A 25,809-nucleotide genomic window follows, 5' to 3' on the forward strand; every position below is an offset into this window, starting at 1 on the left:
TTAGCTCTGGCAAAAGCTAAATACTAAATAAAAGTGGGGTAAACCATGAACTCAAAATACTTTCTATCACTTCTAGCCGCGCTGGTGATTACTATTCTGCTATGCGCGTTAGTAACTGAGTCTTTTTCGCAGACTCCTCCTTACGGGTGGATGACTCAATCCAGCGGTACAAATAATAATCTTAATGCTGTTTACATGATCAACGATAATACTGGTATTATTGTTGGGCATGCCGGTACGATCCTAAAAACTACCGACGGAGGAGCTAGCTGGGTTTCTAAAAACAGCAATACTTTCTTTGACCTTTATGCCGTTTATTTCACCAGTTCAAATACGGGTTTTGCATCCGGTGACGGTGGTGTGGTTTTAAAAACAACGAATGGGGGAAACTCCTGGAGTACGATCAATACCGGTATCAATGCTTCGGTTTTGAACGGTATCTATTTTGTGAGTTCTAGTACGGGTATTATTTCAGGTTGGTACGGGATTATAATGAGAACCACGAACGGAGGAAATTCGTGGACGCAAATTTCCAGCGGAACCAACATCAACCTGATGGGACTTGGTTTTAAAAATGCTAATACGGGTTTAATAGTCGGTCTGTCAGGTAAAACTCTCAGAACGACTAATGGCGGTGCTTCCTGGTCGAGCGTAACAAGCGGTACCAGCAGTGACCTCTTTGCGGTATTTGTTGTGAGCAATGATAAAGGTCTCTCTGCTGGGGAACTTGGAGCAATGAGAAAATCGACGAATGCAGGGTCATCGTGGTCCAGCCAATCGAGCGGTACATCCAGGTGGCTTAGCGGGATCCATTTTGTAGATATGAACACAGGCACCATCGTTGGTGATAATGGTACAATCAGAAGGTCATCCGATAACGGAGCAAACTTTAAGAATCAGGTCAGCAATACATCCGATTGGCTTAGAGGTGTGCACTTTACGAGTATTACTCATGGGGTAGTCGTGGGTGACTTTGGTACTATCAGACGTACAACCACAGGCGGATGGCTTCTGCCGACACAGCCGGGACAAACTGCGCCGGGAAACAACTCTACATGCCAATCATTGACTGTCAGGCTGGATTGGAATTCCGTTCCCGACCCGATAGCATTCTATAGAGTACAGTTGTCGCTAAGCTCTAACTTTTCGACAACCTTGATAGATGTAAATAACATTAACGATACATATTATGACGTTCCAAATGGAACGCTTGCACTAAATACAAAATATTACTGGCGTGTTATGGCGACCAATGAAGTTGGGACAGGTCAGTGGTCTTCGACCAGGAACTTTACTACTCTTGTGCCGTCGCCCGGAAATACTGCTCTGACTGCTCCGGCTAATAATGCTACTAATATTACATTAACTCCTTTGCTTGACTGGAACACCGCTCAAAATTCGATTGAGTATCAGTTACAGCTGGCAGACGATTCTACTTTCTCAAACATTGTATTAAGTACTGATACGATCTCTGGTACTAGCTACCCGGTTCCTCCGGGAATGCTTGATAACTCTACTACATACTATTGGAGGGTCAGGGGAAGAAGTCTCTGTGAAAGCGGAGAATGGTCACCCGTTTGGCACTTCCGTACGGCTGTTGAGCTTCCTTCTGCACCGGTGCTTGTATCACCGCCGAGCGGAACGCTGGGTCTTAATCTGGTTTTCGATACCGATTGGCTCGATATAGCTTCAGCGGAGTCATTCAGAATAGAGATCTCCAGCGATAGCTCATTTGCGTCACCTGAACTCGATTCGGCGGGGCTTCTCGCTTCTAATTTTACTATTCCTGCGGGTCTTCTCTCACACTCTACCTGGTATTACTGGAGAGTAAGAGCTAAGAATGAAGCAGGTGAAGGACCCTATTCACCGGTTTGGAACTTCCAGACCTCGATCGTAACCGGACTAAATGTAAACACCTCGATAATTCCGGACAGGTTTGGCTTAATGCAGAATTATCCTAACCCGTTCAATCCTTCTACAAGCATTAGCTTTGATCTTCCCGAAAGGTCAGATGTAAATCTAACGGTTTACAATACACTCGGACAGTCGGTAGCGGTACTTGTTAATTCATCTCTGCAGGCAGGAAGATACAATTATGTATTCGATGCTTCTTCAGTACCGAGCGGGATATACTTCTACAGGATAAAAGCCGGGGAGTTTGTAGAAACTAAGAGAATGGTTCTTATCAAATAATTTTAATCAGAAATTGCTCAGCCGGGACAGGCTTTCTGTCCCGGTCACTTTAATCTAATTGTAAAATGAGAAAAAGCAAATTTGCTTTATGTCTCAGCTTAATATTTCTTTTGTATTCACAGTCGCTGATGTCGATGCCGGGTGACAGTTCAAAAGTGTACGGTGTGACAGTTGACGCAGTAAATGGTCTTAATAATATCGTCAACTCGCTACACCAGCTTTCTCGCAGACCTACAGTTAGAATTGTATTTGATGAATGGATACCGGCTGCTGAATATACCGCACCCGTTAATAGAATAGATACTGTCGCGGATATAATGGGTGAGATTCTTGATAGCTATTATATGAACCAGTACAGTCAAAACCAGTTTAAGAATAGGGTGAATGAATATCTTAATGAATTGGGTGATAAAGTTGATATTTGGGAAATAGGCAATGAGGTTAACGGCGAATGGCTCGGCTCTATAAACAGCGTCCTTGGCAAGATCGGAAATGCTTACTCTATTATAAAGAATGCCGGTAAGAAAACCGCGCTCACCCTGTACTATAATCATGAATGCTGGGATAATGCCGGCAATGAAATGTTCCGCTGGGTGAACGAGAGCCTTCCTGATAGTATCAGGATGGGAGTTGATTACCTCCTCGTGTCATATTATGAGGACGATTGTAATAATTACCAGCCTAACTGGCAGGAGGTGTTTGACAGCCTGAGTGTACTTTTCCCGAATTCAAAGCTTGGTATCGGTGAATGCGGTACTCACCATAATAATAGAAAAGCCGATTACATCAGAAGATACTACAGCATGGACATAACTACGCCTAATTATATCGGCGGATATTTTTGGTGGTATTATAAACAGGATTGCGTACCCGTGTCTAACTATCTCTGGTACGTACTCGATAGCACGATAAATCCGCCTGTTCTTACAAATATTGGAAATGGATTTAATGGCGTTGCGGATTATAAACTCTGGAACTACCCCAACCCTTTTAATCCTTCAACAAAAATAAATTTTACACTTGCCGAAAGCGATGATGTTAAGCTCACCGTCTTTAATTCGCTCGGTCAGGTGATAAGAGTATTGGAAAATAACCGCTTGAGCAAAGGAGAGTATTCCCGCGAGTTTGATGCTTCGGGTCTCCCGAGCGGTGTATATTACTACGTCTTGAAAACTACTAATAATTCACTGGTAAATCGTATGGTTCTTATAAAATAGAGCAGCAATTAACTTCTCCTTATATTACCATTTTTACCGCTAGCCCTTGCTTCTTGACCGGAAAGCAAGGGCTTTTCATTTATCATTTAATTTAATATATATCTCAATATCTTTATATAAATCTATAATTAACGTTTGACCGAAAAACTTGACGTATTATTCTTTGGCGCTCATCCTGACGATGTAGAGCTAACCTGCGGCGGTACTGCCGCAAAGCTCGTAAAAGCAGGCAAAAAGATCGGCATCATCGACCTCACTAAAGCCGAGCTTAGCTCTCGCGGAAATCCTGAATTAAGAGAAAAAGAGACCGCCGCCGCAACGGAAATACTCGGCGCGTCCATCCGCGAAAATCTCGCCCTCAGCGACGGAAACATCACCAACGATCCCGACTCGCGCCTAAAGGTAATCTCGGTAATAAGAAAATATAAACCCGCGCTCGTCTTCGCGCCCTATCCCGGTGACCGTCACCCGGATCATATTCACGCGAGCGAGCTCATACGTGAAGCCGCATTCTACTCCGGCCTCGCAAAGATCGCCGATGGAAATGACCCGCACCGCCCGCACAAAGTCTATTACTACCCGCAGGCGTATGATATACCCGTGAGCTTCGTGTTCGATATATCCGACACCTTCGACATAAAAATGCACGCAATAAAATCCTATGGCTCGCAATTCTTTAATCCCGGCTACGAACAAAACGAACCCGTTACATTGATAAGCAGTGAATTATTCTATAAAGAGATCGAAGCCCGCGCCCGCCACTATGGCTTTAAGATCGGCGTGGAGTTCGGTGAACCGTTCTTTTCCTATGAATCCGTCAAAGCCGACGCTGAAACAATTTTCGAGATTTGATGATAGAGATAGATAGAAGAAAAATACTTGTCTTTGACATAGAAGTTGCCGCGCACGATTTCGAAACCTTCTTTGACGAGGAGACGAAGACATACCTCCTCCAGTATGCAAAAGATGACGACATGCGCGTCAGGATAATCGAGGAGCTTGTCTTTAATTCCTTCACATCAAAGCTCGTCGCCGTATCAATGTGGGATGTCAACGACGAAAAAGGTTGTGTGTTGATTAACTGCGACAAAGATCCCGCGCTTTTACCCGAACGTGACTCCATGACCTATGTGCAGGGCACGGAAAAAGAGATCGTTGAGCAGTTCTGGAAGATCATCGCTGCAAAGAATTATAACCTGTTCGTTACCTTTAACGGCAGAGAGTTTGATTGCCCGTACATGATGCTAAAATCCTTCGAGATGGGTGTTCGCCCTACGTTCAATTTCATGCAGGGTAGTGACTTCACTTTCCGCGATTATCATATCGACCTGCTAAAAGAATTTACTTTCAACAGGCATTCACCGCACGGCGCGAGAAGGAAGTTCTCTCTGGATTTTTACTGTAAAAGGCTCGGTGTAAGGAGCCCTAAGGATGGGGGAGTAAAGGGCGATAAGGTGACCGAACTATATAATAGCGGGGAATACAAAAAAATAGCTGATTATGCTGCTGAGGATGCGATAGCGGAGGCGGAGCTTTTCAAAATTTGGAATAAATTTTTAAATATTTAATATAACTAAGGAGATTAAAATGAATCCGAAACAAATGCAGGGAATGATGAAGCAGATGAAAAAGATGCAGGAAGAGATGGATAAGATTCAGCAGGAGCTTGAAAACAAGACTGTTACCGAGGAATCCGGAGGCGGTATGGTAAAGGTCACTGCTAACGGCAAGAACCAGATCATGAAAATAGAGATCGAAAAAGAGATCGTTAATCCCGACGAGCCCGAAATGCTGGAAGACCTCGTGATCGCCGCTGTGAATAAGGCTCTCGAAAGCGCCCAGAAAATGGCGAATGAAGAAATGTCTAAAGTAACGGGAATGCTCCCGAATATACCGGGCTTGAATCTTCCCGGATTTTAATTATTATGATAAACTCGTCTGACTCCCTTGAGGAACTGATACAGGAACTTTCAAAGCTCCCTCAGATCGGCAGAAAGACCGCACAGCGTCTGGCTATGTATATTATCAAACAGCCTAAAAGCGAAGTGGAAAAATTTGCCAATGCCCTCGTGAATACAAAAAGACTTATTAAGTTTTGCAATGTCTGCTGTAATATCACCGAGGATGAACGATGCCGTATATGCTCATCCGACCGCAGGGACAGGACGACGATATGTATTGTCGAGGAGCCTCATGATGTTTATGCGATAGAAAAGACCAACGAGTACAAAGGACTTTATCACGTCCTTCACGGCAGGATCTCTCCGCTTGAAGGTATCGGTCCGGCAGACATCCGCATCAAAGAACTTTTGCATAGAATGGGGGGAGACGGTGTGCCGGATGTGGAAGAGGTTATCCTTGCCCTCAATCCAAACGTAGAGGGCGAGACAACCGTGCTATACATTACCAAGCTCCTTAAACCCCTCGGCATCAGGGTAACCAGGATTGCCAGGGGTATTCCGATAGGAGCTGACCTTGAGTTTGCCGACGAAGTAACGCTTGCGAAAGCTATCGAAGGAAGAGTGAACGCTTAACGTTTACAAAAAACTTTTTATGTGGTATAAAAATTGGTTCTCAAGTAAGTTCTATCTTAAACTATACAAACACCGCAACGATGAAGATGCGCGTCATCTCATCAATCTCATTCAAAGAACTATCCCCATAAAAAAAGACGACAAAGTGCTGGATATTGCCTGTGGAGCAGGGAGGCATTCGCTTGAACTTGCCCGCCGTGGCTACAGAGTGACCGGTCTCGACCTTTCAGAATTCCTGCTTAAAGAGGCGCGTATTGCTTGCAAAAAAGCTAATGAAAAACCTCTTCACGTCAGCTTTGTAAAAAAGGATATGAGACATTATAATTTTAAAGGCAGGTTCGATCTCGCTGTCAACCTTTTTACCAGCTTCGGCTATTTCGATAATGATGAAGAAAATTTTCTTGTCATAAAAAATGCTTCTGATTCGATCCGAAAGAAGGGTTGGTTCGTCCTCGATTTTCTTAATAAGGACTACCTCATAAATAATATTGTTCATTATAACCGGACGAAGATAGATGACGAGATACTGCACCAAAGAAGGCGCATAGTTGATGATTTTGTGATAAAAAATATCAGGATAGTGTCGGCTAAAAAAGAACTTAAATATAAAGAACAGCTTAAATTATACACTTTTTCTGAACTCAAAAGGGCGTTTGAAAGTTTTAATTTAAGGATAATCAAAAAATACGGTGATTATTTCGGAAATCCTTATAATTTAAAGGAATCGAAGAGGATAATACTTTTTGCTCAGAAACTATAAAATACTAATATTACTTGCTTTTGTTTTTCTGGCAGGCTGTGATATTTTCAGCACACGCGCCGTCGAACCTCCGGAAGATCCGAGGTCTAATTTTACTCCTCCAACGTCATACGATATTGTCATTCAAAACCTCCAGTTTGCCATCGCTGAAAAGAATCTCAATAATTACATGAGCTGTTTCGTCGATACGAGTTACGCGCCGGCTGAATTTAAGTTCAATGCTGACATCGAATCTCTTATACAATATCCGACCTTGAATAACTGGGACATTCACAAAGAAAGAACCTATTATACTAACTTGCTTTCGCTGACAGATGCCGGGGCTACATCTACGTTGTTCCTGTCTAATGAACAGGTTTTCAATACGCTCGATAGCGCAGTTTATGATGCGGACTATCTTATGGTGTTCGACCATACCAGGGAGACCGTTGCAAAGCAGGTTAAAGGAAAACTCCGTTTTATACTCGTACCCAATGCGAATAATTTCTGGGCTATTCAGGAATGGTACGACTTCAAAAATAATTCAACCGATACAACATGGAGCGTTTTAAAAGCAGGATTTGCTAATTAATGAATAAAAGGAACGGCATAATATGGTTTGTGCTGTTTATTATTATGGTTGGGGGCATCTCATCCTGTGATAATTTGTTTTCGCCTAAACTCGATACTTCATCCCCTTCGAGCATTTTAACCGACCAAAAAACTATCGAGGGAGTCTTTCAGAATTTCCAGTATTCATACACTTTTAAGGACACGACTGTTTACGGCAACCTGCTTGCCGAAAACTTTATCTTTACGTACCGTGATTATGAGACGGGTTTCGATGTGAGCTGGGACAGACCTACCGAAATGAAAACCACAAACGGATTATTCAATAATACACAGCGGCTCGAAGTAATATGGAATAATATAATCTACCAGTCGGGAGATTCTTTAAACTACGTTGTAAAGAGGGGATTTAGTCTTACTGTCACCTTTAATGCCAATGACATTATAAGCCTTGCGGGGTTTGCCGATTTCACGCTTGCCCGTCCGACTGCCGACGATAAATGGAAGATAGTTAAATGGCGCGACGAGAGCTTCTAAAAATTACTGCTTTAAATACTTTTCCTTTAGATCTGCAAAATAATACTTTTCGTAGTATTTCTTGTTCGGCAAAAGTTTGTCTATAACTAAGCTTAGCTCCTCGACCGTTAAACCTTTATTGAATTCCTTTTTGAATTCCTCGATGATGTTCTCTTTTGAAGTGAGTATTATCATTGATGGGTCGTTCAGCCTTGTGTCGATCTTTCCTGATTCGTAGTTATAGATATCTTTATAAAATTCTATGTATGGTCCAAAACTATCGGAGTTTATATCGAAGGTCTTGTAGTATATCTCGACCGGGAATTTATCTGGGTCGTTCATCATGTATATCATGGACTTTTTGCTGTCCAGCCATCCGCTCAGGTCGTCGGTTTTTACGACACGCTTGATGATAAACTCCTTCATCTTCGCGATGTTGTCGTTGTCATTCCTTACACAGCCGTGAGAGAGGTTTCTCATCTCGCTATATACGAGTTTGTTCTTGTTCGTCCCGTGAAAGTACCTCAGTGAGTTCTCATCGTAGTGAACTACGAATAGACCCAGCGGGTTGTTCGGTCCCGGGGGGGTCGCGTTCAAATGAGCTTTCTTTGGATCGGGATCTTTCCATGAGGGCCAATTCCTCAGTTTATATGCCTCGAAATGACCGGCGTATGTCTTGTCGGTTATTTTGCCAACTACGTTATTCCACGTATCTATCAATACCGTATCGCCATTATAAAATTGGTAGATCCTCGAACGAAATTCCGGGATGTTGAGCTCCCACATTATCTTTGCCGTATCCACCAGGTAATTTTTCCCTACTTCATAGAAATATTTATAATGGTAAATGGTATCATGCCTTACTGTGTCTATTGCTTCGATCTGTCTTTCGACTTTGTATTCACGTGAGTTTATTATGTCGGAAACCGCTTCGTCCGATATTATCGGGAATTGGTCGCGGAGATACGTCTCCATGCTTTCATCCGCTTCGGTAATGCTCTCTGTCTCTACCTCGAATTTTTGCGTACCGACCTTCGGGTCGCTTGTTTTTGGTGCGGTATCCGATGCAAGGTTCTGCGCGTTAGCGCGCAACCCGGCGATCATAAATATCATTAAGCCCAAATAAAATATCCTGTTTTTTAGTAGCATTTTTACCATTGGTTTGAGAAATTGTTACCGTTTATACTAATTTGTGTAGAATTCGTTCCTTTTAATGGTTTTGCCAGCACTATTGGAACGATGAGGTTGAGTTCGTACAAATTATAAAATACTTGGCTTTATTGAAATGAAATTCCTATATAGCCTCAAGTATGTTTTTTAATGCTTTAGTAAGAATTTTCTGTGCTTTTGACAGACTTTTATCTCTGTCCCGTCGCTTTTGTTCGAGTATGCGCGTATCATCCAGCATTACATCTGCTACGAGGTTTCTTGTAATTAAACCTATTCCTGCGAATTGTATTCCGGCATGCACCGCCGTTATATTTTCTGGAACTAGAGAGTACCCTAGCACATCACCTAGTATCTGTCTGTAAAATCTTGCCTCGGCATCAGTCTCGCTTGCCGGTCCTGTTATACCTACATATATCGATTCGTGAAATGGTACTTCACCCTTTACTAATATTGCTTTGATCTTATTAAAGAGCTTTTCATCGTAAGCGTTGCTCATGTCCGGAAAACGAATTCCGAGCTCATCATCATTCTCCCCGATAAGAGGATTGCTTCCCATGAGGTTAATGTGATCCAGCACAAGCGCTATCTCACCGCAGTCGAATCTCGGATGCAGATGTCCCGTCTCATCTATCGAGACTATCTTCTTTATTCCCAGCTCTTTCAAAATATAGATTACGTGCCCGATGTCTTCCATCGAGATTCCGTCATAGTAATGGTACCTTCCGTTCAGCACCAATACGTCCGCTTTCCCTGCTTTGCAAAACATCATCTTTCCCTTACCGCTTTCCCAGCTTGTTTCCAGTAGCGGAGGAATATCCGAATAATTAATACTGTCCTTTACTTTTATATCGTTACCCAACTTGAAATTCTCTTCCGTTATCAGCGCGGTCTTTGGACTGAAATTTGCCGGGTACATTTTCTTAATGTGTTTCGCCGCAGAGACTGCGTGTTTTCTTTGTTCGCTCATTATAGTACGAGTTGTTCTATGAATTTTAATGTGAGTAATGTTAGCTTTGGCTCGCCGATAGCCGCCGCTTCGAGTATCTCTTTCAGAAAAGCGGGCTTCAGCGTATCGGGATATCCCTCGTCCGTGATGATGGATATTCCTACGACCATCATCCCCAGCCTCCCCGCAATTAATATTTCCGGCACTGTCGACATTCCCACCACGTCTCCTCCGATCATTCTCAGCATTCTGTATTCTGCTTTTGTCTCGAGATTTGGTCCCGTTACCGTTACATATGTCCCGCGCTTTAGCTCGATGTTGTTTATCAGCGCGATCTTTGCCAGCAGGTTCACCATCTCCTGCGAGTACGGATTCTCATTCACTGTGTTCACCGGCAGTGGTAATCCTCTTAGTGGCGTATTGAGATGGAGATTTATATGCGATGTGATTGCCATGAGCTCGGACTTCCGGTAGCTCGGATTCAGCGATCCGCTCACATTCGACACAATTAATACCTTCACCCCGAGCTCCTTCATCACGTGCACCGGAAACGTTATCTTTGCGTGATCATATCCCTCATAGTGATGAAATCTACCCGACATTACGACGACATTTTTGTTGGCGATCTTACCAAAGATTAATTTTCCGCCGTGAAACTCCAATGTAGGGACGGGAAAGGACGGGATGGACGAGTAGTCGATCGAGTGTTCGATGTCGATGTGGTCGACCAGGCGGCCGAGGCCGGTGCCGAGTATGATCCCGACCGGGTAATCATCGGTTACAGCGGCGCGTATGTGAGCAAGCGCAAGGGCGTATTCAGGGCCGAGTGCCGGAGCAGGGGAGTGACCTTGTACAGGAGGTGATTCCGTCATTATTTAGCTTCGAAATTATCATCAAACGGCTTTGTCTGGTTTTCGGGGGGTCCGCTAACCGGATTACCGGGGCTAAGCTTTATCTTACTGCCCATATCTTCTCCTTCCTCTTCTCTCTCGGTATCGTCGAATTTAAAGTCGGAGGTAAGCTCCATTTTGTAGATCTTGTGGCTTTTGAAGAAGTCTTCGAAGTCGGAAAGTTTTTCTTCGATGAAGTTTCTCACTTCTTCGATAAGCCTTTCGTTGCGGAGCTTTATTTCTTCGAGCTCCTGCTTTTTGCCTATTATTTCTTCTTCGAGGCTCTGTTTATAGTTTTTTACATTCAGCTCGGCTTCCTTATTAAGGAGTTCGGCTTTTTTCTTTGCGTTAGAGACTATCTCGTCGGCAAGGTCCTGTGATTTGACGATAGCTTTTTGCAGGGTTTGTTCATTTTCGCGATAGACCTCGACATCAGATTCGAGCGCTTTTATCCTTTCCTGATAATTTTTATTCTCAATCATCATCTTCTCAAAATGCGAGCTGATAGTATCCAGAAAGGCATCCACCTCGTTTGGGTCGTACCCGCGCAGGGTCTTTTTAAAATCTCTTTTCCGTATGTCTTTTGATGTAATGTTCATTATAATTTTATTGGTTACTGTAATCTCTTTCTCCAAAAATAGCGCTCCCAATACGGAGCATATTAGAGCCCTCTTCTATGGCGATACGGTAATCCGAGGTCATTCCCATAGAGAGGTATTTAAAATCTTTATTCAAGGGCTTCAATTCGCTGAAGAGGTTTTTCAAGGTGCGGAAATTTTCCCGTATTTCTTTTTCGTCGTCGGTTAATTTTCCAATTGTCATCAAGCCTCTCAGTCTCACATTCTCAAGTTTTCCGATTTCAGCACAGAGGACTTTTACTTCACCCGGTTCTATTCCGAATTTGGATTCCTCGTCGCTGGTATTAACCTGGACAAGTATATCTATCAGCTTGCTTGCTTTAGAAGCGCGTCTTTGTATTTCATCGGCAAGCCTGATGCTGTCCACTGAATGTATAAGGCTAACGTAATCTACGATGAACTTTACTTTATTAGACTGAAGATGTCCGACCAGGTGCCAGTAAATATCTTTTTCCCTTAACTCTTTTTCTTTTTCACCAAGCTCCTGAACTTTATTTTCACCGAAGTCCCTGTGACCGAGTTCATACAGATCGGCTATGTCGCTAGCGGGAAATGTCTTGCTGATCGCAACAAGTTTTATCTCATCCTCGTGTCTCCCGCATTTTTCACACGTGTCTTTAATACTTTTCTTTAAACGGGAATAATTATCTTTTATGTTTTCAAAGGACATAAATTTGTGGAAATATAAGGTGATTATTGACGATTTTCAATTTACAAATAATATAAACAGTGTAGAGTAAATTGTAAACAGCTAATTTTTATGCAAAAATTTACAATTTTTTAACTTTCTACCGAAAATCTTACTTTAAAGTTAATAAAAAATGAGATAATTTACGAAAAATTATAATAATAGACCTGATCAAATGCTCAAAGATTTTGCAAACGATCTAAAGCTACAACGAGAAAAACTTAAAATCTCCCTTCCCGAAATATCTGCACAAACAAGAATTAACGAAGTTTTCCTAAGGAACCTTGAAAACGGCGATTTTTCATTTCAGCAGGAAATATACATACGCGCCTTTATCAAGGAATACGCAAACGCAGTGGAACTAGATCCCGCTGAAGTGATTAAAGATTATGACCTGGCAAAAAGAGGAGAATATAAATCCAAGTTTGCCACCGAAGAAAAGAAGGAACCGGAGAAAGAGAAAAAGGAAGACAAAGCAGATGAAAAGAAATCGGTTGCAGAAAAAGAAACGAAGAGTGAAGATAAAAAGGAAACGGAAAAAGAAGTAAAGAAGGAAGATAAAAAAGAGCCGGAGGAGAAAGAAGTTCAAAAGAAAACAGAAGAACCACCGGTAGAAAAATCAAACAGGAAAAAGCGAGTACGAATCACTCCCGATAAACCACCGGAACCCGACCCAATAACAACTTCAAAAGAAATTAAACCTGAAACCGAACCTGTTCCTCCGTCTGTAAAAAAATTAAAGTCGATAGATAACGGAGGCGATAAAGTTCAGCCGTCTGTGCTAAAGGGTATAGGTTTATTTTTTCTTTCAGTATTAATCCTCATCGGTCTATATTATATGGTAAAGGCAGTGTTTCTGGATGGCGGAAATGAAAACGGGTCCGAAATAGTGAGACAAAAATTTGATGACGTGGTAAAGGAAAACGAAAGAAAGATACTCGGTAAAAGGACAGAGGAAGAGATAAGGGATTCTATCAGGAAAGCGGAAGAAGAACAGCAAAGACTTATTCAGCAGAATCTGGATACAATGGTTTTGAAAATAGTAAGTATCAGGTCAGGATCGGTTATTGTAGTGGAAGATTCCACGAATATCGAAAATCCCGAGAAGATCTCATTTACTGGTAACCAGGAAGGAGAATGGAGAGCCACAAGGTCATTCCTTATTACATCTCCCAACACCTCGGCTTTTACAGTTGAACTAAACGGGCAGAAAATTGATATTAAGGAGAAAACTGTAAAGAACTATCTGATCTCCAGAGAGAATCTAAAAGATACGACTAAAACGGGAGATCAAACCAATAACAAGTAATTTAGAGCAATGCCCAACCCTCCGGCTGATATAGTCAAAAAGGTAAAAACCCTACGTAAAAAGATACAGGATGCAGATCATAAGTATTATGTCCTCGCCGAGCCGGACATAGACGACTATACATATGACATGCTACTCAAAGAACTCGAGAAGTATGAGAAAAAGTATCCAAGCCTTGTAACCCCGGATTCGCCGACGCAGAGAGTCTCAGGTGAGCCAATGAACAAGTTCGACGTGGTTTATCACAAAGTACCGATGCTGTCGCTTCAGAACTCCTACAACTTCAAAGAACTGGAAGATTTTGATAAAAGAGTCAAGAACATTGTCGGGTCGGATAAATTTGAGTATGAGTGTGAGATGAAATTCGACGGAGTAGCAATCTCTCTTACTTACAAAGACGGTATATTAGTGGAAGGAGCCACAAGAGGGGACGGGACAAAGGGTGATAATATTACCAAGAACGTTAAGACAATTAAGGTAATCCCTTTGACAGTAGACACCAAAGAGCTTAAGAATTTCGAAGTCAGGGGGGAAGTATTTTTCCGCAAGCATGATTTTATAAGGATAAACGAAGAACAGGAAGAGAAAGGGGAGAAGATATTTGCGAACGCGAGGAATACCGCAGCGGGCACGCTAAAGGTGAAAGACAGCAGGATAGTGGCAAAGCGTCCGCTTAATTTCTACGCATACGCACTGATGAGCGATGAGGTGAATCTGAAAACCCAGTATGAAACGATGAAGTTACTGGAAAAATTAAAATTCCCAGTCAATGAACATTTCGAAACAGCAAAAGACATTCACCAGGTAAAGGATTACTGTGAGAGGATAGAGAAGCTCCGTGAAGACCTTCATTATGAAATAGACGGCGTCGTAATAAAAGTAAATTCTTTTGCACTCCAGGAAGAAATAGGGACTGTCTCACGCTCACCGAGATGGGCAATAGCATACAAGTTCAAAGCCAAAGAGCAAATTACAAAATTGAAGGATATTACATGCCAGGTTGGAAGAGTAGGAACGATCACACCGGTAGCGGAACTCGAACCGGTCTTTCTCGCAGGTTCGACGGTAAAACGCGCCACGTTACATAACTTCGACGAGATAAAACGCCTGGATATCCGTATAGGAGACTTTGTAAAGATAGAAAAAGGGGGTGACGTAATACCAAAGGTAATCGAAGTGGTCAAAGATGAAAGACCTAAGGGAACGAAGGTGTATCATCCTCCGGAGAGATGTCCCGTATGCAACACGAAGCTTATAAAACCTGAAGACGAAGTAAACTATTATTGTCCTAACTTTTCATGTGAGGCGCAGGTGCAAGGCAGGATGGAGCATTTTGTTTCCAGGAACGCGATGGAGATAGACGGATTGGGAACGAGCATACTGGAGATATTCCGCGACCAGGGTTTTCTGAAGAACTTCGCGGATATATATGATCTTTATAAACATAAGGAAGATATTTTAAAGATAGAGCGCTTTGGCAAGAAAAGCGTGGATAACCTGCTGGACTCGGTCGAAAAATCAAAGGAAAAGCCATTCGACAAGGTATTGTACGCGATAGGAATTAGACATGTAGGTGAGAGAACAGCCAAGCTACTTGCCGATCATTTCGGTTCGATGGAGGCGCTGGAGAAGGCTTCCGAAGACGACATAAACAATGTTTATGAGATCGGACCTACAATCGCGAAGAGCGTAACGGATTATTTTAAGGTTAAGGATAACGTTAATCTTCTCAATAAGCTTAAAAAAGCCGGACTGAATTTTGAATCTGCCAGGAAAGACCCGTCCAAGATAAACAAAGATATCGAAGGCAAGACCTTTGTGCTTACCGGAACGCTGGAAAAGTATAAGAGGGAGGATGCAAAGCAACTGATCGAAGATGCGGGCGGAAAAGTTTCAGGCTCCGTGAGCAAAAAGACGGACTTTGTGCTTGCCGGCGCCGAAGCAGGCAGTAAGCTGGATAAGGCAAACTCCCTAGGTGTAAAGGTGATCAATGAGAAGGAATTTGAGAAGCTGATAAAGTAGGCTATTTGTTCCAACGAGTTATTACTTCCACTAATTCTTTACCGAGGTCTAATAGTCTTTCTTTAATTGTCTCGTTTTTAATATCACCGTTTTCATCGAATACGTCACCTGCATTAGGAATGTATAACTGAGTAGGGAGAAGGAACATCCGGAGTGATCTTAGTACAGGGAGCATCGCAATTTGCGATCGTGTAGTCCCCCACGATCCGTTAGAAGCCCCGGCTATGGCAACGAATTTGTCTCTGAATGAATTTCCCCTTCTGGATGCCCAGTCTATGGCGTTTTTTAAACCACCGGGTATTCCGTGGTTGTATTCGGGTGTTACAACTATCAGTCCGTCAGCTTCCTCGATCTTTGTTTTAAACTCAACTACTTTTTCCGGAAGACCCTGCGCTTCGACATCGCCATCAAAAATCGGGAAGTCATATTCTTTGAGGTCGAGGACTTCGACATCAGCACCCGCGTCTCTAGCGCCATCGACTATGTAACGCATAGCCATTTTGTTATAGGAGCCTCTTCTGAGGCTCCCTGCAATTGCAACAATCTTCAATGTAGATCCTGTTTTTAGTGGAGAAGGTTTATACCAACTGTAAATTGAACGCCACCTACATTATCGATGGGTTTATTCTGCAAACTCATCACTTCCTTTCCGATAACGGGCAGGTAGTAGTAATTAATATTAAAGCTGTACGCTACACTTTTGTTTTGAGTGAAGTTCAGGCCGATCCCCGCATACGGACCGAATGCAAACGCGGCATTAAATTTACCAAGCGCCGGGAAAAAGTTTGTGCTGTACGGGTTAGTTAATATAAGAGTCGGAGCAACGCCGGCTGAAACCGTCGGCTTGAGGCTTCCATCAATATCATCCTGGAACAGAGCATGTTTAATTCCAATGGAAAGGGGAGCCATAAAAACGCGGTTCACTTTATCCGGTGTATAGCTATTCCCGAAATAATCGAACTCCTGAAATTCCCTGTCGTCGGAAACGCTGGAGAATCCAAGCCCGGCAACCAGGTCAGTATTTTTCCAGATATTAACAAAATACTCGCTGGAAATACCGAAACCCTTTTCACTGTACATAGCATTAAATCCCCACTGAGAGCGCTGGGGTTTGTCGAGATTAGGATAATCATAGCCCTTGGAGGGATCTCCACCATAAGGGTCGTTATCCAGAGAAAAAGAAATGTTTGAGACTAAAAAAACTGAAAGAATTGCGCCCATAAATACCATCATTCGAATGTGCATAGTCATTGACCTCGTTTTTGGATTTGTTAATTGTTTAATCTGCCTGAATTAAGTAACTTAAAATTAATGTAGTAAAAATTTAACAAAATTTGACGGAAAAAAGATTCAATAAAATAAAAAATGTTGTTCTAAAACGTCAAAAATATCTAACAATTATTCTCGAGAATATTCATGACCCACATAATGCTGCGGCGATATTCAGGACGGCAGACGCGGTGGGAATCGATAAGATATATCTGGTCTATAATACGAATGAATTCCCAAAAATAGGGAGAATTACGTCGGGTAGCGCTGTAAAATGGATCGAGAGGATGAAATTTAACAATGCGAAGGAGTGCATAGGGGAGTTGAAGGGCGACGGGTATAGTGTATATTCGACGCATATGGATGAAAACGAGGCAAATATGTCACTGTATGATCTGGATCTGACGGGAAGGACGGCGCTGATATTCGGGAATGAGAAGGAAGGGGTATCAGACGAGGCTCGGGAGTTGTCGGATGGGAATTTTCTGATCCCGATGAACGGGATGGTGCAGTCGTTGAATGTGTCGGTAGCGGCGGCAGTATGTTTGTATGAGGCTATGCGGCAGAGGCAGTGCAAGGGAATGTACGATACATCCGAATATTCACCGGAAGAGCTTAAAATCAAAGAAGAAATCTATCTTAACAAGTAGGCATGCTTTCCAAAAGTATAATCTCATCGCTAAAATTAAGGAATACGGACAATTTTCTATTGATATCGGGTCCGTGTGTGGTAGAGAACCGCGACGTTGTTTTTAAGACGTGCGGGAAGCTAAAGGAAATAACGGATAAGCTAAAGATCCCGTTCATATTTAAGGCGTCGTATCAGAAGGCGAACAGGACTTCGGGAAAGTCATTCCGGGGGATCGGGATGGATGAAGCGCTATCTATATTAGCGGCGGTGAGAAAGAAGTTCGACGTGCCTGTGCTGACGGACGTTCATTCGGAGATAGAGGTAGAGATAGCGGCGGAATTTGTGGATATACTGCAGATACCGGCTTTTCTTTCACGACAGACTGAGCTGCTGGAAACTGCAGGAGCATCGGGAAAGGTTATCAATATAAAGAAGGGGCAGTTCATGGCTCCGGGTGATATGAAGTACCAGGCTGATAAGGTCGCTTCGGCGGGTAATAAAAAGATAATGCTGACCGAGCGGGGAACAACCTTCGGATATAATAATCTCGTCGTGGATATGAGGTCGCTCGCGATAATGAAAGAAAGCGGATACCCGGTTATATTCGACGCGACGCACTCGGTGCAGATGCCGTCGGGAGGCAAGGGTGTGAGCGCGGGAGCGCCGGAATTCATCCCGGTACTCAGCAGGGCGGCGGCGGCGGCAGGTGTGGACGGGTTCTTTATGGAGACGCACCCTAATCCTGCAAAGGCATTAAGCGACGGCAGTAACATGATGAAGCTCGCTAATATGGAAAAACTGCTGGTATCACTGCTGGCTATTCATAAACTTGTTAACAAATAATTTTTAATGTCTGCAAAGAAAGTCTCACTCAATTCCGAAAGCGTTCACGGTTCATATTACGCAGGAATTTTCCTCGTTTCCCTATCAACACTTTTACTGGAATTCACATACACAAGGATACTCTCCGTATCGCTCTGGTATCACTTTGCATTTATGATAATAAGTGTGGCACTGCTGGGATTCGGCGTAAGCGGTGTCGTACTATCCCTCAATAAAAAGCTGAAGCAGATCAAGACCGATAAACTGCTTACATTCCTTTCGATGTTCTTCGGGATATCGGTTATACTATCATTCATTATAATGAACCAGATCCCGTTCGATCCGTTCAGTTTATTAACGGATCCGGTACAGTTCATATTCTTACCAATATATTATTTGCTTATTACTGTTCCATTTTTCTTTTCGGGACTTATCATATCTGTTCTTCTGACAAAATTCAAAGCTGAGGTTTCGCGGTTATACTTCTTCGATCTCATCGGGGCAGGATTGTCATGTTTCGCATTTGTGCTTTTTATGCCAATGGTAGGCGGTAACGGAACTATTGTCTTTATTGCAATGCTAGGTTTTATATGCGCGATAATATTCGGGGTAAGGAATTATAAGAACTGGGCTTTCGCGGCATTTGTGCTGATACTTATAAGCAGTTCATTCCTTATTAATAAGGACGAAAGGTTCGCGATAAATTCGACTCCTAACAAGGTATTCGGGAATTACATTAAGGAGCGCCCGGACCTGAAGGTATTAACTGAATGGAACACGATCTCCAAGATAGACGTCATGCGCGACGAGCAGGAATCGCCGGACGGGTATAACGTTTATCTTGCGATAATAGACAACGGCAACGCAAGCACAAATATCCCGAATGTAAAGACCCTTCCCCCGGAAACCAGACCGGCAGACGCTTCGAACCTTGCGTTTGCTCCACTGGACTCGGTGGATAAGACATTCATAATAGGATCAGCGGGAGGCGGAGAGATACTTTCCTCTTTATATAACGGGTCGAATCTAGTAATAGGCGTAGAGATAAACGGGATATTGAACGATCTAATAAAGAGAGACCTTGTAAGCTGGACTGGCCCGCTCGTAAAAGACAACGATAAGGTTAAACTCATCACGGACGATGCGCGTTCGGTGATACGGAGCAAACGAATCGCATACGATGTAATTATATCAGCTCACACTATCTCCGCATCGGCGGTATCCAGCGGGGCTATGAGCATGGTGGAAAATTACATTCTAACACAGGAAGCGGTAGAGGAGTATCTCGAGCATTTGTCTCCGGGGGGAGTGCTGTACATTTCACGTCCGGAAACACAGCTTCCAAAGCTGATCGCAACACTTAAGAAAGCCCGTCTGAATACAAGTAAAGGACTGGAGCAGAGCAAGGATAACTTTATTGTGTTCCGCCGTCCGCCGAATGATTTCGAGAGTGACAAGAGCTTCATGGCAGGAATAATCTATAAAAAGGATGGCTTTGATTACGACGAAATTGTTAAAGTGAAGAACGAAGCGGCGCTCCTCTCTATTAATATAGAGTATGACCCATTATCAGACCAGGAAGGTATATACAGGGATCTGATAAAATCCGATAACATCGATGCAATTATAGAGAACTACAGCACGAACATAGAACCCGCGACGGACAACAAACCTTACTTTGATAATAACATAGGATTTTCGCATCTGACACTTGAAGGAATAAAAGAAACTTTTGCTCAGGATGAGAAGGGCATACTGGCGTTAAAAGACAGACCGGTTGCGGAATCGACACTCATTGCCATATTATTACAGACGATCATTATAGCCGGACTTTTGATACTTCTCCCGTTGAGGAGGCTCACTAAAGAGGACAAGGGAAAGTTTAGCAGGAAATTCCTTATTTACTTCGGATGCCTGGGCGCGGGATACATCATGTTGCAGGTTTGTATGATACAAAAGTTCACACTATTCCTGGGGCAGCCGGTTTACACACTTCTCACAGTAGTCGCGACTATGCTGGTATCATCGGGACTCGGGAGTATGTTTTCGATGAAGTTCTTCAATTTCACAAGGTCTAAGCTAATAATCATATTTGGTATAATCGCTGCTCTGTCTATTGCTATCGGGCTATTGAATCCATTAATCTTCGATGCAATGGTGAGGGTAGATCTAACGTGGAGAGTCGTTATCTCGGCACTGATAATAGCGCCGCTTGGATTTTTTATGGGTATGCCTTTCCCGATAGGGCTTTCATTAATAGAGGACGACGAACGAAACTTCGCGGCGTTTGCGTGGGGAATAAACGGATTCTTTTCGGTGATTGGAACGGTGATAACGGTGATGCTGTCAATGATGACCGGGTTTGTGTTTATTTTTATTCTTGTTGCAGTCATTTACCTGATCGCGTTATATTTTGTTAATGCTAAATTTTCATCTTTAAAGAAAAGCACGGTATGAATATAGGGATTCTTACAAGCGGAGGCGACTGCCCCGGTTTAAATGCAGTTATAAGGGGGGCTGTGAGGAAAGCTCTCACGATTGGTTTTAAACCATACGGCATATACGCCGGGTGGAAGGGAATCATAGATGGAAATTACAAGGAGCTTACATTAAATGACGTGAGCGGTATTGTAAACAGGGGCGGTACTATAATAGGTTCTTCCAGATACAGCCCGTTCGAGCAGGTTAACGGTGAGGAGCTACTCATCGAGAAGATGAAGGAGTCGCCGCTGGATGCAATTATATGTGTAGGCGGAGAGGGTTCGATGCACGTTGCGCAGATGGCGTATGAAGCAGGAATTAATGTAGTCGGTGTTCCGAAGACGATAGATAATGATATTTACGGAACGGATTATACATTTGGATTCGATACGGCGGTTAATATTGCGACGGAAGCGGTGGACAGGCTTCACACGACTGCGGAATCACATCACAGGGTAATGATACTGGAAGTAATGGGCAGGCACGCCGGATGGATAGCGCTCTACTCGGGTATTGCGGGAGGAGCGGATGCAATCGTTATTCCGGAAAAGAAGATCACAATAGACGATATATTAGAAGTCGTTCAAAGCAGAGCAGAAAGAGGTAAGCTCTTCTCTATAATAGTAATAGCAGAAGGCGCTGAATATATAATGGATGAGATAAAGGACATTTATATTGCGGAGAACAAGTTCGATGACTTTGGTAGGAAGCGTCTCGGCGGAATTGCAAATTACCTGGCGGAAGAGATAGAGAAAAGGTCGGGTTTTGAATCGAGGGCAACGATACTTGGTTACGTACAGCGGGGAGGTATGCCAACGGCTTTTGACAGGATGCTGGGTACGAGGTTTGGTGTTTATTCGGTGCGTATGGCGCAGGAGGGAAAGTTTGGCCGCATGGCGGCGCTAAAGGGGAGTTCGATAGACGACATCACTATAAAGGAAGCGATCAGCAAGCTGAAGACGGTAGATCTGAGCATTTATCAAACAGCAGAAGTATTTTTTAAATAAAATACAAACCGATGTCAAAAGCAATCCTGGAAGAAGAAATTCATCATAGCGGGCTTCTTCGTAAACTCGGACTGTGGACTGCGTTCCTTGTTGTAATGAGTTCAATGATAGGATCAGGAATTTTTAAGAAGACCGCTCCAATGGCGGTCGAGCTTGATTCCGGCGGCATCCTTCTAATATGCTGGCTTATAGCGGGCTTTATTACACTGATGGGGGCGGCGACAAATGCCGAAATAGCCGGACTGATCGCGGAGCCAGGCGGACAGTACGTTTATTTTAAAGAGATGTACGGCAGACCTTTCGCATTCATTTACGGGTGGTCATGTTTTTCGGTAATACAGTCCGCATCGATCGCTTCGATAGGATATGTTTTCGCGGAATCGGTTAATGCAATAATACACCTTCCTACTCTAAGCGACAGTCTCTCCGGTTTTACTATATTTGGCTTATTTCAGCCGTTCGATAATTTTGGAGTGAAAGGTCTCACGATACTTACCATAATATTTCTAACCACTGCAAATTACCTCGGTGTTGTTTTCGGGGGTTATATTAATAATACATTTACAATTCTGAAAGTTACGGGAATACTCGTTATTATCGTTCTCGGACTTGCTATAAGCGGTGGAAGTACAGAAAATATTGCACCTATCCTCGAAAATCCAAACGCGCAGTACGGCACTTCACTGGGATTGTTTGGCGCAATGTTCGCGGCGATGCTGGGAGCATTCTGGGCTTACGACGGGTGGAATAACATCGGGTATCTCGGCGGTGAAGTGAAAAACGCAAAGCGGAATATACCGATAGCGCTATTCGGGGGTGTGAGCGCGGTGATAATTATTTACATGCTAACCAATTTTGTGTTTCTATATGTGATGCCGGTGGATGAAATAGTACAGATTGCCGGAGTAAAGAACAGTATTATAGGTGTCGAGGTAATGAGGAAGTTCCTCGGCAACGGCGGGGCATTCTTTATCTCGGTGCTGATCATGATTTCGACATTCGGGACGACAAACGGGACGATACTGGCTTCATCGAGGGTTTATTTCGCGATGGCACGCGACAAATTATTTTTTAAGTCAGCGGCATACACCCATCCTAAATTCAGAACTCCATACGTTTCGCTTTTGATTCAGGGAGTATGGGCTTGTCTACTGGTGCTGTCGGGAACGTTCGACCAGTTGACGGACATGCTGATATTTGCTTCATTTATATTTTACGGAGCGGGGGCGTTCGGCGTGTTTGTTCTCCGCAAGAAAATGAAAGACGCACACCGTCCTTATAAGGTGTGGGGTTATCCATGGATACCGGCTATCTTTGTGCTGTTTTGCATAACACTTGTAGCAGTAACAATAATTCAGAATCCGCGTGACGCAGGTATAGGACTTCTCCTTGTACTGCTGGGCATCCCGTTCTATATATTCTGGAGAAAAGGCGCGAAGGAAGTCAAGTAAGCGCAAATCATTTGCAATTAATAGTTTATGTTGATTTCACTGTAAAAAGTAATTGCAAATTGCTACCTTATTTTGATGGCGCATAACCATTCACATAATCACTCATCCGGAGGAATTAAGTACGGTAAGGCGTTTGCAATCGGCATCGCACTTAATCTTATATTTATCGTTGTAGAGGTCATTTATGGTTTGGCGGCTAACTCGTCCGCTCTGCTGGCTGACGCAGGGCATAACGCCAGCGACGTGCTGAGCTTGTTTTTTGCGTGGGGCGCGGCATGGATCGCTCTCAGAAAACCCTCCGGTAAGTACACGTATGGTCTGCGCAGGATAACGATACTTGTTTCTCTGCTTAACGCGGTCATATTGCTGATTGGTGTAGCGCTGATATTGATAGAGGCGATAGAGAAGATACAGAATCCTTCAGAGATAGCGGGCGGTACGGTGATGATCGTTGCGGGTGTGGGTGTGATAATAAATGGTATTACGGCGATGATGTTTATGAAAGGGCAGAAGGAGGACCTTAATATTAAGGGCGCGTTCCTTCACATGGCGGCTGACGCAGGAGTGTCGCTGGGCGTAGTGATAGCGGGACTGTTAATTATGCTGTTTAATATATTGTGGATAGACCCGGTGATGAGCTTTGTGATCGTTGCGGTGATATTGTACAGCACGTGGGGGCTATTGGTGGATTCGCTTAATCTCGCGCTGGATGCGGTGCCAAAGGATATCGACGTGCAGAAGGTGAGGAGCTACCTGGATTCGGTGAAGGGTGTAGAGGATGTGCACGACCTGCATATCTGGGCTATGAGCACTACACAGATCGCGCTGACGGCGCACCTTGTTGTGCCGGAGGGATATAGTGATAATTTTATTGTCGATATAAGGGAGGAACTGGAGAAGAAGTTTGGGATAATACATACCACTCTCCAGGTAGAAAAGTCCGGCGCTAACTGCGACTGCTGTTAGGTGTTTTGGGATTCTACTTCTTTTACTGCTTTTTCTGCCGCATTCTTTGAAACTACCTTTAGCAGTACTGGTAATTGTACAAGGAAACTCAATACAATGGCAACCCATCCCCACGTCATCCAATCAACGCTTTTGATGTAAACTCCAAACAATAATCCAATCCCGAATCCGCCGAGGGTCTTGCCGAAGATGTGCATTATTATAATGTAGGTGGGGAGAGTCCTATAAGTTTTGAATATTGAAAACATAATGCTCCTTTTTTATAATATAAAAATATTGGTTGAGTATTGATAGGGGGATTGGTAGATTTAATCATACCAATAAATTTATTATAACATATATGAAAATATTATTTATCATAATCTTTCTTTTTGAATACTCTTTGGTTATGGCGAATGATTCTTTAAAGTATAGAAATGCTTACGAGTATATTATAAATGAGCAGGAATTCAAATCATACTTCCCTCATTACAAGAATTCTGACGGATCAGTAAATGTGAAAGTGTCCCCCGAAAGGGTAAAGGATTATAAAAGTGTATCATTTAAAGATAAATGGTGTGACTTCCAAGTTGGCCTACTAGGTGATGATACTCTAAAGTATTTAGAATCAATGTCGGATGTAGGGTATGACAGTTGTCGGTATATAATTTATTTTTCCAAAATCGAAGAAGGAGTGATGGCAGCGGAGGTTGGATGGTATCAAGGAGAAATATTCTTAGTACACGATGATAAAATTATTACAAAAATTTATTCCTATGCGTATAAAGACAATTGCCTTCTAGGCAATGTGATACAATATTATTTTAAATTTGATGGCGACGAGATAATAGACAAATGCAGTGTGCTCAAGGTGCGCGATTAACCCATTAAATATTCTCTTTATTATGTCGGAACTTTTAGATATGATTGGGCTATAAAAAGAAATAAACCAACAGCTTATGAGGGCAATTAAGTTACTATTTTTACTTAGCGTATTTACACTTCCCGTTTTAGTATTCTATTCGTGCGAAAGCGATCCTATAACAAGTGTTAACCAGGATAACATTTACCAGATATATGATTGCAGGTATAATGCAGACTCGAACTGGACATATGCAAGAGCAACTTTCAGGTTGAACAATGCAAACGGATCTTATATTACACTAACAGGAGCTACCTCTGGCGTTACATTTAACGGAAATTCTATGACCGAGATATCCATCTTTGGCGTTGTTTATTATCAGTATGGAGTAGGCGGGTTTCAGAATCCATACCAGTATGTGTACACGGATGCAAACAGCAATACCTTTAGTAACTCGACAAGTCTGAGCAGTATGGCGATAAGTTTTCAGAGTCCGCCTACGGTTGTAATGCAATCATCAGGCACAACTTTTAATTTTACAAGTTCGGTTAATTCAGGTGAAAAGGTTACGCTCAACATATATAATGCAAGCAACGACTCCCTTGTTATACAAAGAGCTAACCAAACCAACGGCAGTAATTCATTTTCGATAACATCGAGCGATCTGAGCCCTCTCACGACGGGCAATTACTATGCGCAACTATTGAGACAGGACCAGACAGGATTATCGCAACAGAATAGCGTTGGCGGAGTAATGAACCGGACATACGTTTCCGCAAAAGCGGCTTTTACTCTCACACCGTAAGTTTATTGCAAAAGAATATCGAGCCCCGGTGGATATCCATTTCGGGGCTTTTTTTATTTCAATTTTCACCGTATGGGGTTATCTTAGTTAAATTTAAACATCAA

At 43.0% G+C, this 25,809-nt stretch carries 27 protein-coding genes; 19 read left to right on the top strand and 8 right to left on the bottom strand.

The window, feature by feature from the left end:
- Positions 1 to 45: 45 nt before the first annotated feature.
- From H6614_01405 to H6614_01445, 9 genes are all read left to right on the top strand, one after another.
- Positions 46 to 2,193 carry a T9SS type A sorting domain-containing protein gene (locus H6614_01405; GenBank protein ID MCB9242313.1) on the top strand — a complete coding sequence of 716 codons (2,148 nt, stop codon included), beginning with the start codon at positions 46 to 48 and terminating at the stop codon, positions 2,191 to 2,193.
- 65 nt (positions 2,194 to 2,258) lie between these two features.
- Positions 2,259 to 3,410 (top strand): T9SS type A sorting domain-containing protein, encoded by a 1,152-nt coding sequence (locus tag H6614_01410; protein ID MCB9242314.1) that lies wholly within the window; start codon positions 2,259 to 2,261, stop codon positions 3,408 to 3,410.
- Positions 3,411 to 3,545: 135 nt separating this feature from the next.
- Positions 3,546 to 4,262, top strand: a complete 717-nt coding sequence (gene bshB1 / locus H6614_01415; GenBank protein MCB9242315.1) for a bacillithiol biosynthesis deacetylase BshB1 — start codon at positions 3,546 to 3,548, stop codon at positions 4,260 to 4,262.
- Positions 4,262 to 4,978 carry a ribonuclease H-like domain-containing protein gene (locus tag H6614_01420; protein ID MCB9242316.1) on the top strand — a complete coding sequence of 239 codons (717 nt, stop codon included), beginning with the start codon at positions 4,262 to 4,264 and terminating at the stop codon, positions 4,976 to 4,978. Before bshB1 ends, H6614_01420 begins: the two co-directional genes overlap by 1 nt.
- A 19-nt stretch (positions 4,979 to 4,997) precedes the next feature.
- Positions 4,998 to 5,330 (top strand): YbaB/EbfC family nucleoid-associated protein, encoded by a 333-nt coding sequence (locus H6614_01425; protein ID MCB9242317.1) that lies wholly within the window; start codon positions 4,998 to 5,000, stop codon positions 5,328 to 5,330.
- A 5-nt stretch (positions 5,331 to 5,335) separates the two neighbouring features.
- Positions 5,336 to 5,944: a recombination protein RecR gene (recR, locus tag H6614_01430; GenBank protein MCB9242318.1), complete on the top strand. Its 609-nt coding sequence runs from the start codon at positions 5,336 to 5,338 to the stop codon at positions 5,942 to 5,944.
- Between the two features lie 19 nt (positions 5,945 to 5,963).
- Entirely contained in the window at positions 5,964 to 6,704 is a 741-nt protein-coding gene (locus tag H6614_01435) for a class I SAM-dependent methyltransferase (GenBank protein ID MCB9242319.1), read from the top strand.
- Entirely contained in the window at positions 6,688 to 7,275 is a 588-nt protein-coding gene (locus H6614_01440) for a hypothetical protein (protein MCB9242320.1), read from the top strand. Before H6614_01435 ends, H6614_01440 begins: the two co-directional genes overlap by 17 nt.
- A 44-nt stretch (positions 7,276 to 7,319) precedes the next feature.
- Positions 7,320 to 7,790: a hypothetical protein gene (locus H6614_01445; GenBank protein MCB9242321.1), complete on the top strand. Its 471-nt coding sequence runs from the start codon at positions 7,320 to 7,322 to the stop codon at positions 7,788 to 7,790.
- Between the two features lie 3 nt (positions 7,791 to 7,793).
- Here the strand turns inward: H6614_01445 and H6614_01450 are convergent, their stop codons facing one another.
- The 5 genes from H6614_01450 to H6614_01470 all read right to left on the bottom strand — a co-directional run bounded on the left by H6614_01450 (position 7,794) and on the right by H6614_01470 (position 12,083).
- A complete protein-coding gene (locus H6614_01450) occupies positions 7,794 to 8,927 on the bottom strand; it encodes a L,D-transpeptidase family protein (protein ID MCB9242322.1) in 1,134 nt (377 codons plus the stop codon).
- Positions 8,928 to 9,063: 136 nt separating this feature from the next.
- Positions 9,064 to 9,906 carry a purine-nucleoside phosphorylase gene (locus tag H6614_01455; protein MCB9242323.1) on the bottom strand — a complete coding sequence of 281 codons (843 nt, stop codon included), beginning with the start codon at positions 9,904 to 9,906 and terminating at the stop codon, positions 9,064 to 9,066.
- Positions 9,906 to 10,757 carry a purine-nucleoside phosphorylase gene (locus tag H6614_01460; protein MCB9242324.1) on the bottom strand — a complete coding sequence of 284 codons (852 nt, stop codon included), beginning with the start codon at positions 10,755 to 10,757 and terminating at the stop codon, positions 9,906 to 9,908. Before H6614_01460 ends, H6614_01455 begins: the two co-directional genes overlap by 1 nt.
- Positions 10,757 to 11,374, bottom strand: coding sequence for a DivIVA domain-containing protein (locus H6614_01465; GenBank protein MCB9242325.1), 618 nt, complete (start codon positions 11,372 to 11,374; stop codon positions 10,757 to 10,759). Before H6614_01465 ends, H6614_01460 begins: the two co-directional genes overlap by 1 nt.
- 7 nt (positions 11,375 to 11,381) lie before the next feature.
- Positions 11,382 to 12,083 (bottom strand): YggS family pyridoxal phosphate-dependent enzyme, encoded by a 702-nt coding sequence (locus tag H6614_01470; protein ID MCB9242326.1) that lies wholly within the window; start codon positions 12,081 to 12,083, stop codon positions 11,382 to 11,384.
- 193 nt (positions 12,084 to 12,276) lie between these two features.
- On the opposite strand from H6614_01470, the gene H6614_01475 reads away from it, so the two are divergent.
- Both H6614_01475 and ligA read left to right on the top strand, forming a co-directional pair.
- Positions 12,277 to 13,410 carry a helix-turn-helix domain-containing protein gene (locus H6614_01475; GenBank protein ID MCB9242327.1) on the top strand — a complete coding sequence of 378 codons (1,134 nt, stop codon included), beginning with the start codon at positions 12,277 to 12,279 and terminating at the stop codon, positions 13,408 to 13,410.
- Between the two features lie 9 nt (positions 13,411 to 13,419).
- The gene (gene ligA, locus H6614_01480) at positions 13,420 to 15,432 is read left to right on the top strand and encodes an NAD-dependent DNA ligase LigA (protein ID MCB9242328.1); all 2,013 of its coding nucleotides are present in this window, start codon (positions 13,420 to 13,422) and stop codon (positions 15,430 to 15,432) included.
- Between the two features lies 1 nt (position 15,433).
- Here the strand turns inward: ligA and H6614_01485 are convergent, their stop codons facing one another.
- Entirely contained in the window at positions 15,434 to 15,982 is a 549-nt protein-coding gene (locus H6614_01485) for an NAD(P)H-dependent oxidoreductase (protein ID MCB9242329.1), read from the bottom strand.
- Positions 15,983 to 15,996: 14 nt separating this feature from the next.
- Positions 15,997 to 16,683 (bottom strand): hypothetical protein, encoded by a 687-nt coding sequence (locus tag H6614_01490; protein MCB9242330.1) that lies wholly within the window; start codon positions 16,681 to 16,683, stop codon positions 15,997 to 15,999.
- Between the two features lie 83 nt (positions 16,684 to 16,766).
- Between H6614_01490 and H6614_01495 the strand changes: the two genes are divergently transcribed.
- The 6 genes from H6614_01495 (at position 16,767) to H6614_01520 (ending at position 24,059) form a co-directional block, all read left to right on the top strand.
- Positions 16,767 to 17,351, top strand: coding sequence for an RNA methyltransferase (locus H6614_01495; GenBank protein MCB9242331.1), 585 nt, complete (start codon positions 16,767 to 16,769; stop codon positions 17,349 to 17,351).
- 2 nt (positions 17,352 to 17,353) lie between these two features.
- On the top strand, positions 17,354 to 18,175 hold the full coding sequence (kdsA, locus tag H6614_01500) for a 3-deoxy-8-phosphooctulonate synthase (GenBank protein ID MCB9242332.1): 822 nt from the start codon (positions 17,354 to 17,356) through the stop codon (positions 18,173 to 18,175).
- 6 nt (positions 18,176 to 18,181) lie between these two features.
- Complete coding sequence (locus H6614_01505; GenBank protein ID MCB9242333.1) at positions 18,182 to 20,611, top strand: hypothetical protein; 2,430 nt, start codon at positions 18,182 to 18,184, stop codon at positions 20,609 to 20,611.
- Positions 20,608 to 21,642, top strand: coding sequence for a 6-phosphofructokinase (locus H6614_01510; protein MCB9242334.1), 1,035 nt, complete (start codon positions 20,608 to 20,610; stop codon positions 21,640 to 21,642). Before H6614_01505 ends, H6614_01510 begins: the two co-directional genes overlap by 4 nt.
- 11 nt (positions 21,643 to 21,653) lie before the next feature.
- The gene (locus tag H6614_01515) at positions 21,654 to 23,093 is read left to right on the top strand and encodes an amino acid permease (GenBank protein MCB9242335.1); all 1,440 of its coding nucleotides are present in this window, start codon (positions 21,654 to 21,656) and stop codon (positions 23,091 to 23,093) included.
- A 75-nt stretch (positions 23,094 to 23,168) separates the two neighbouring features.
- A complete protein-coding gene (locus tag H6614_01520) occupies positions 23,169 to 24,059 on the top strand; it encodes a cation transporter (protein MCB9242336.1) in 891 nt (296 codons plus the stop codon).
- On the opposite strand, the gene H6614_01525 is transcribed toward H6614_01520, so the two are convergent.
- Positions 24,056 to 24,256 (bottom strand): hypothetical protein, encoded by a 201-nt coding sequence (locus H6614_01525; protein MCB9242337.1) that lies wholly within the window; start codon positions 24,254 to 24,256, stop codon positions 24,056 to 24,058. The genes H6614_01520 and H6614_01525 overlap by 4 nt on opposite strands.
- A 143-nt stretch (positions 24,257 to 24,399) precedes the next feature.
- Here H6614_01525 and H6614_01530 point away from each other — a divergent pair, with 143 nt between their 5' ends.
- Positions 24,400 to 24,921, top strand: coding sequence for a hypothetical protein (locus tag H6614_01530; protein ID MCB9242338.1), 522 nt, complete (start codon positions 24,400 to 24,402; stop codon positions 24,919 to 24,921).
- Positions 24,922 to 24,997: 76 nt separating this feature from the next.
- Positions 24,998 to 25,705 (top strand): hypothetical protein, encoded by a 708-nt coding sequence (locus tag H6614_01535; GenBank protein ID MCB9242339.1) that lies wholly within the window; start codon positions 24,998 to 25,000, stop codon positions 25,703 to 25,705.
- The last annotated feature ends 104 nt before the right edge of the window (positions 25,706 to 25,809 follow it).

Source organism: Ignavibacteriales bacterium (assembly GCA_020635255.1).
Taxonomy (GTDB): domain Bacteria; phylum Bacteroidota; class Ignavibacteria; order Tepidaquicellales; family Tepidaquicellaceae; genus JAEYVS01.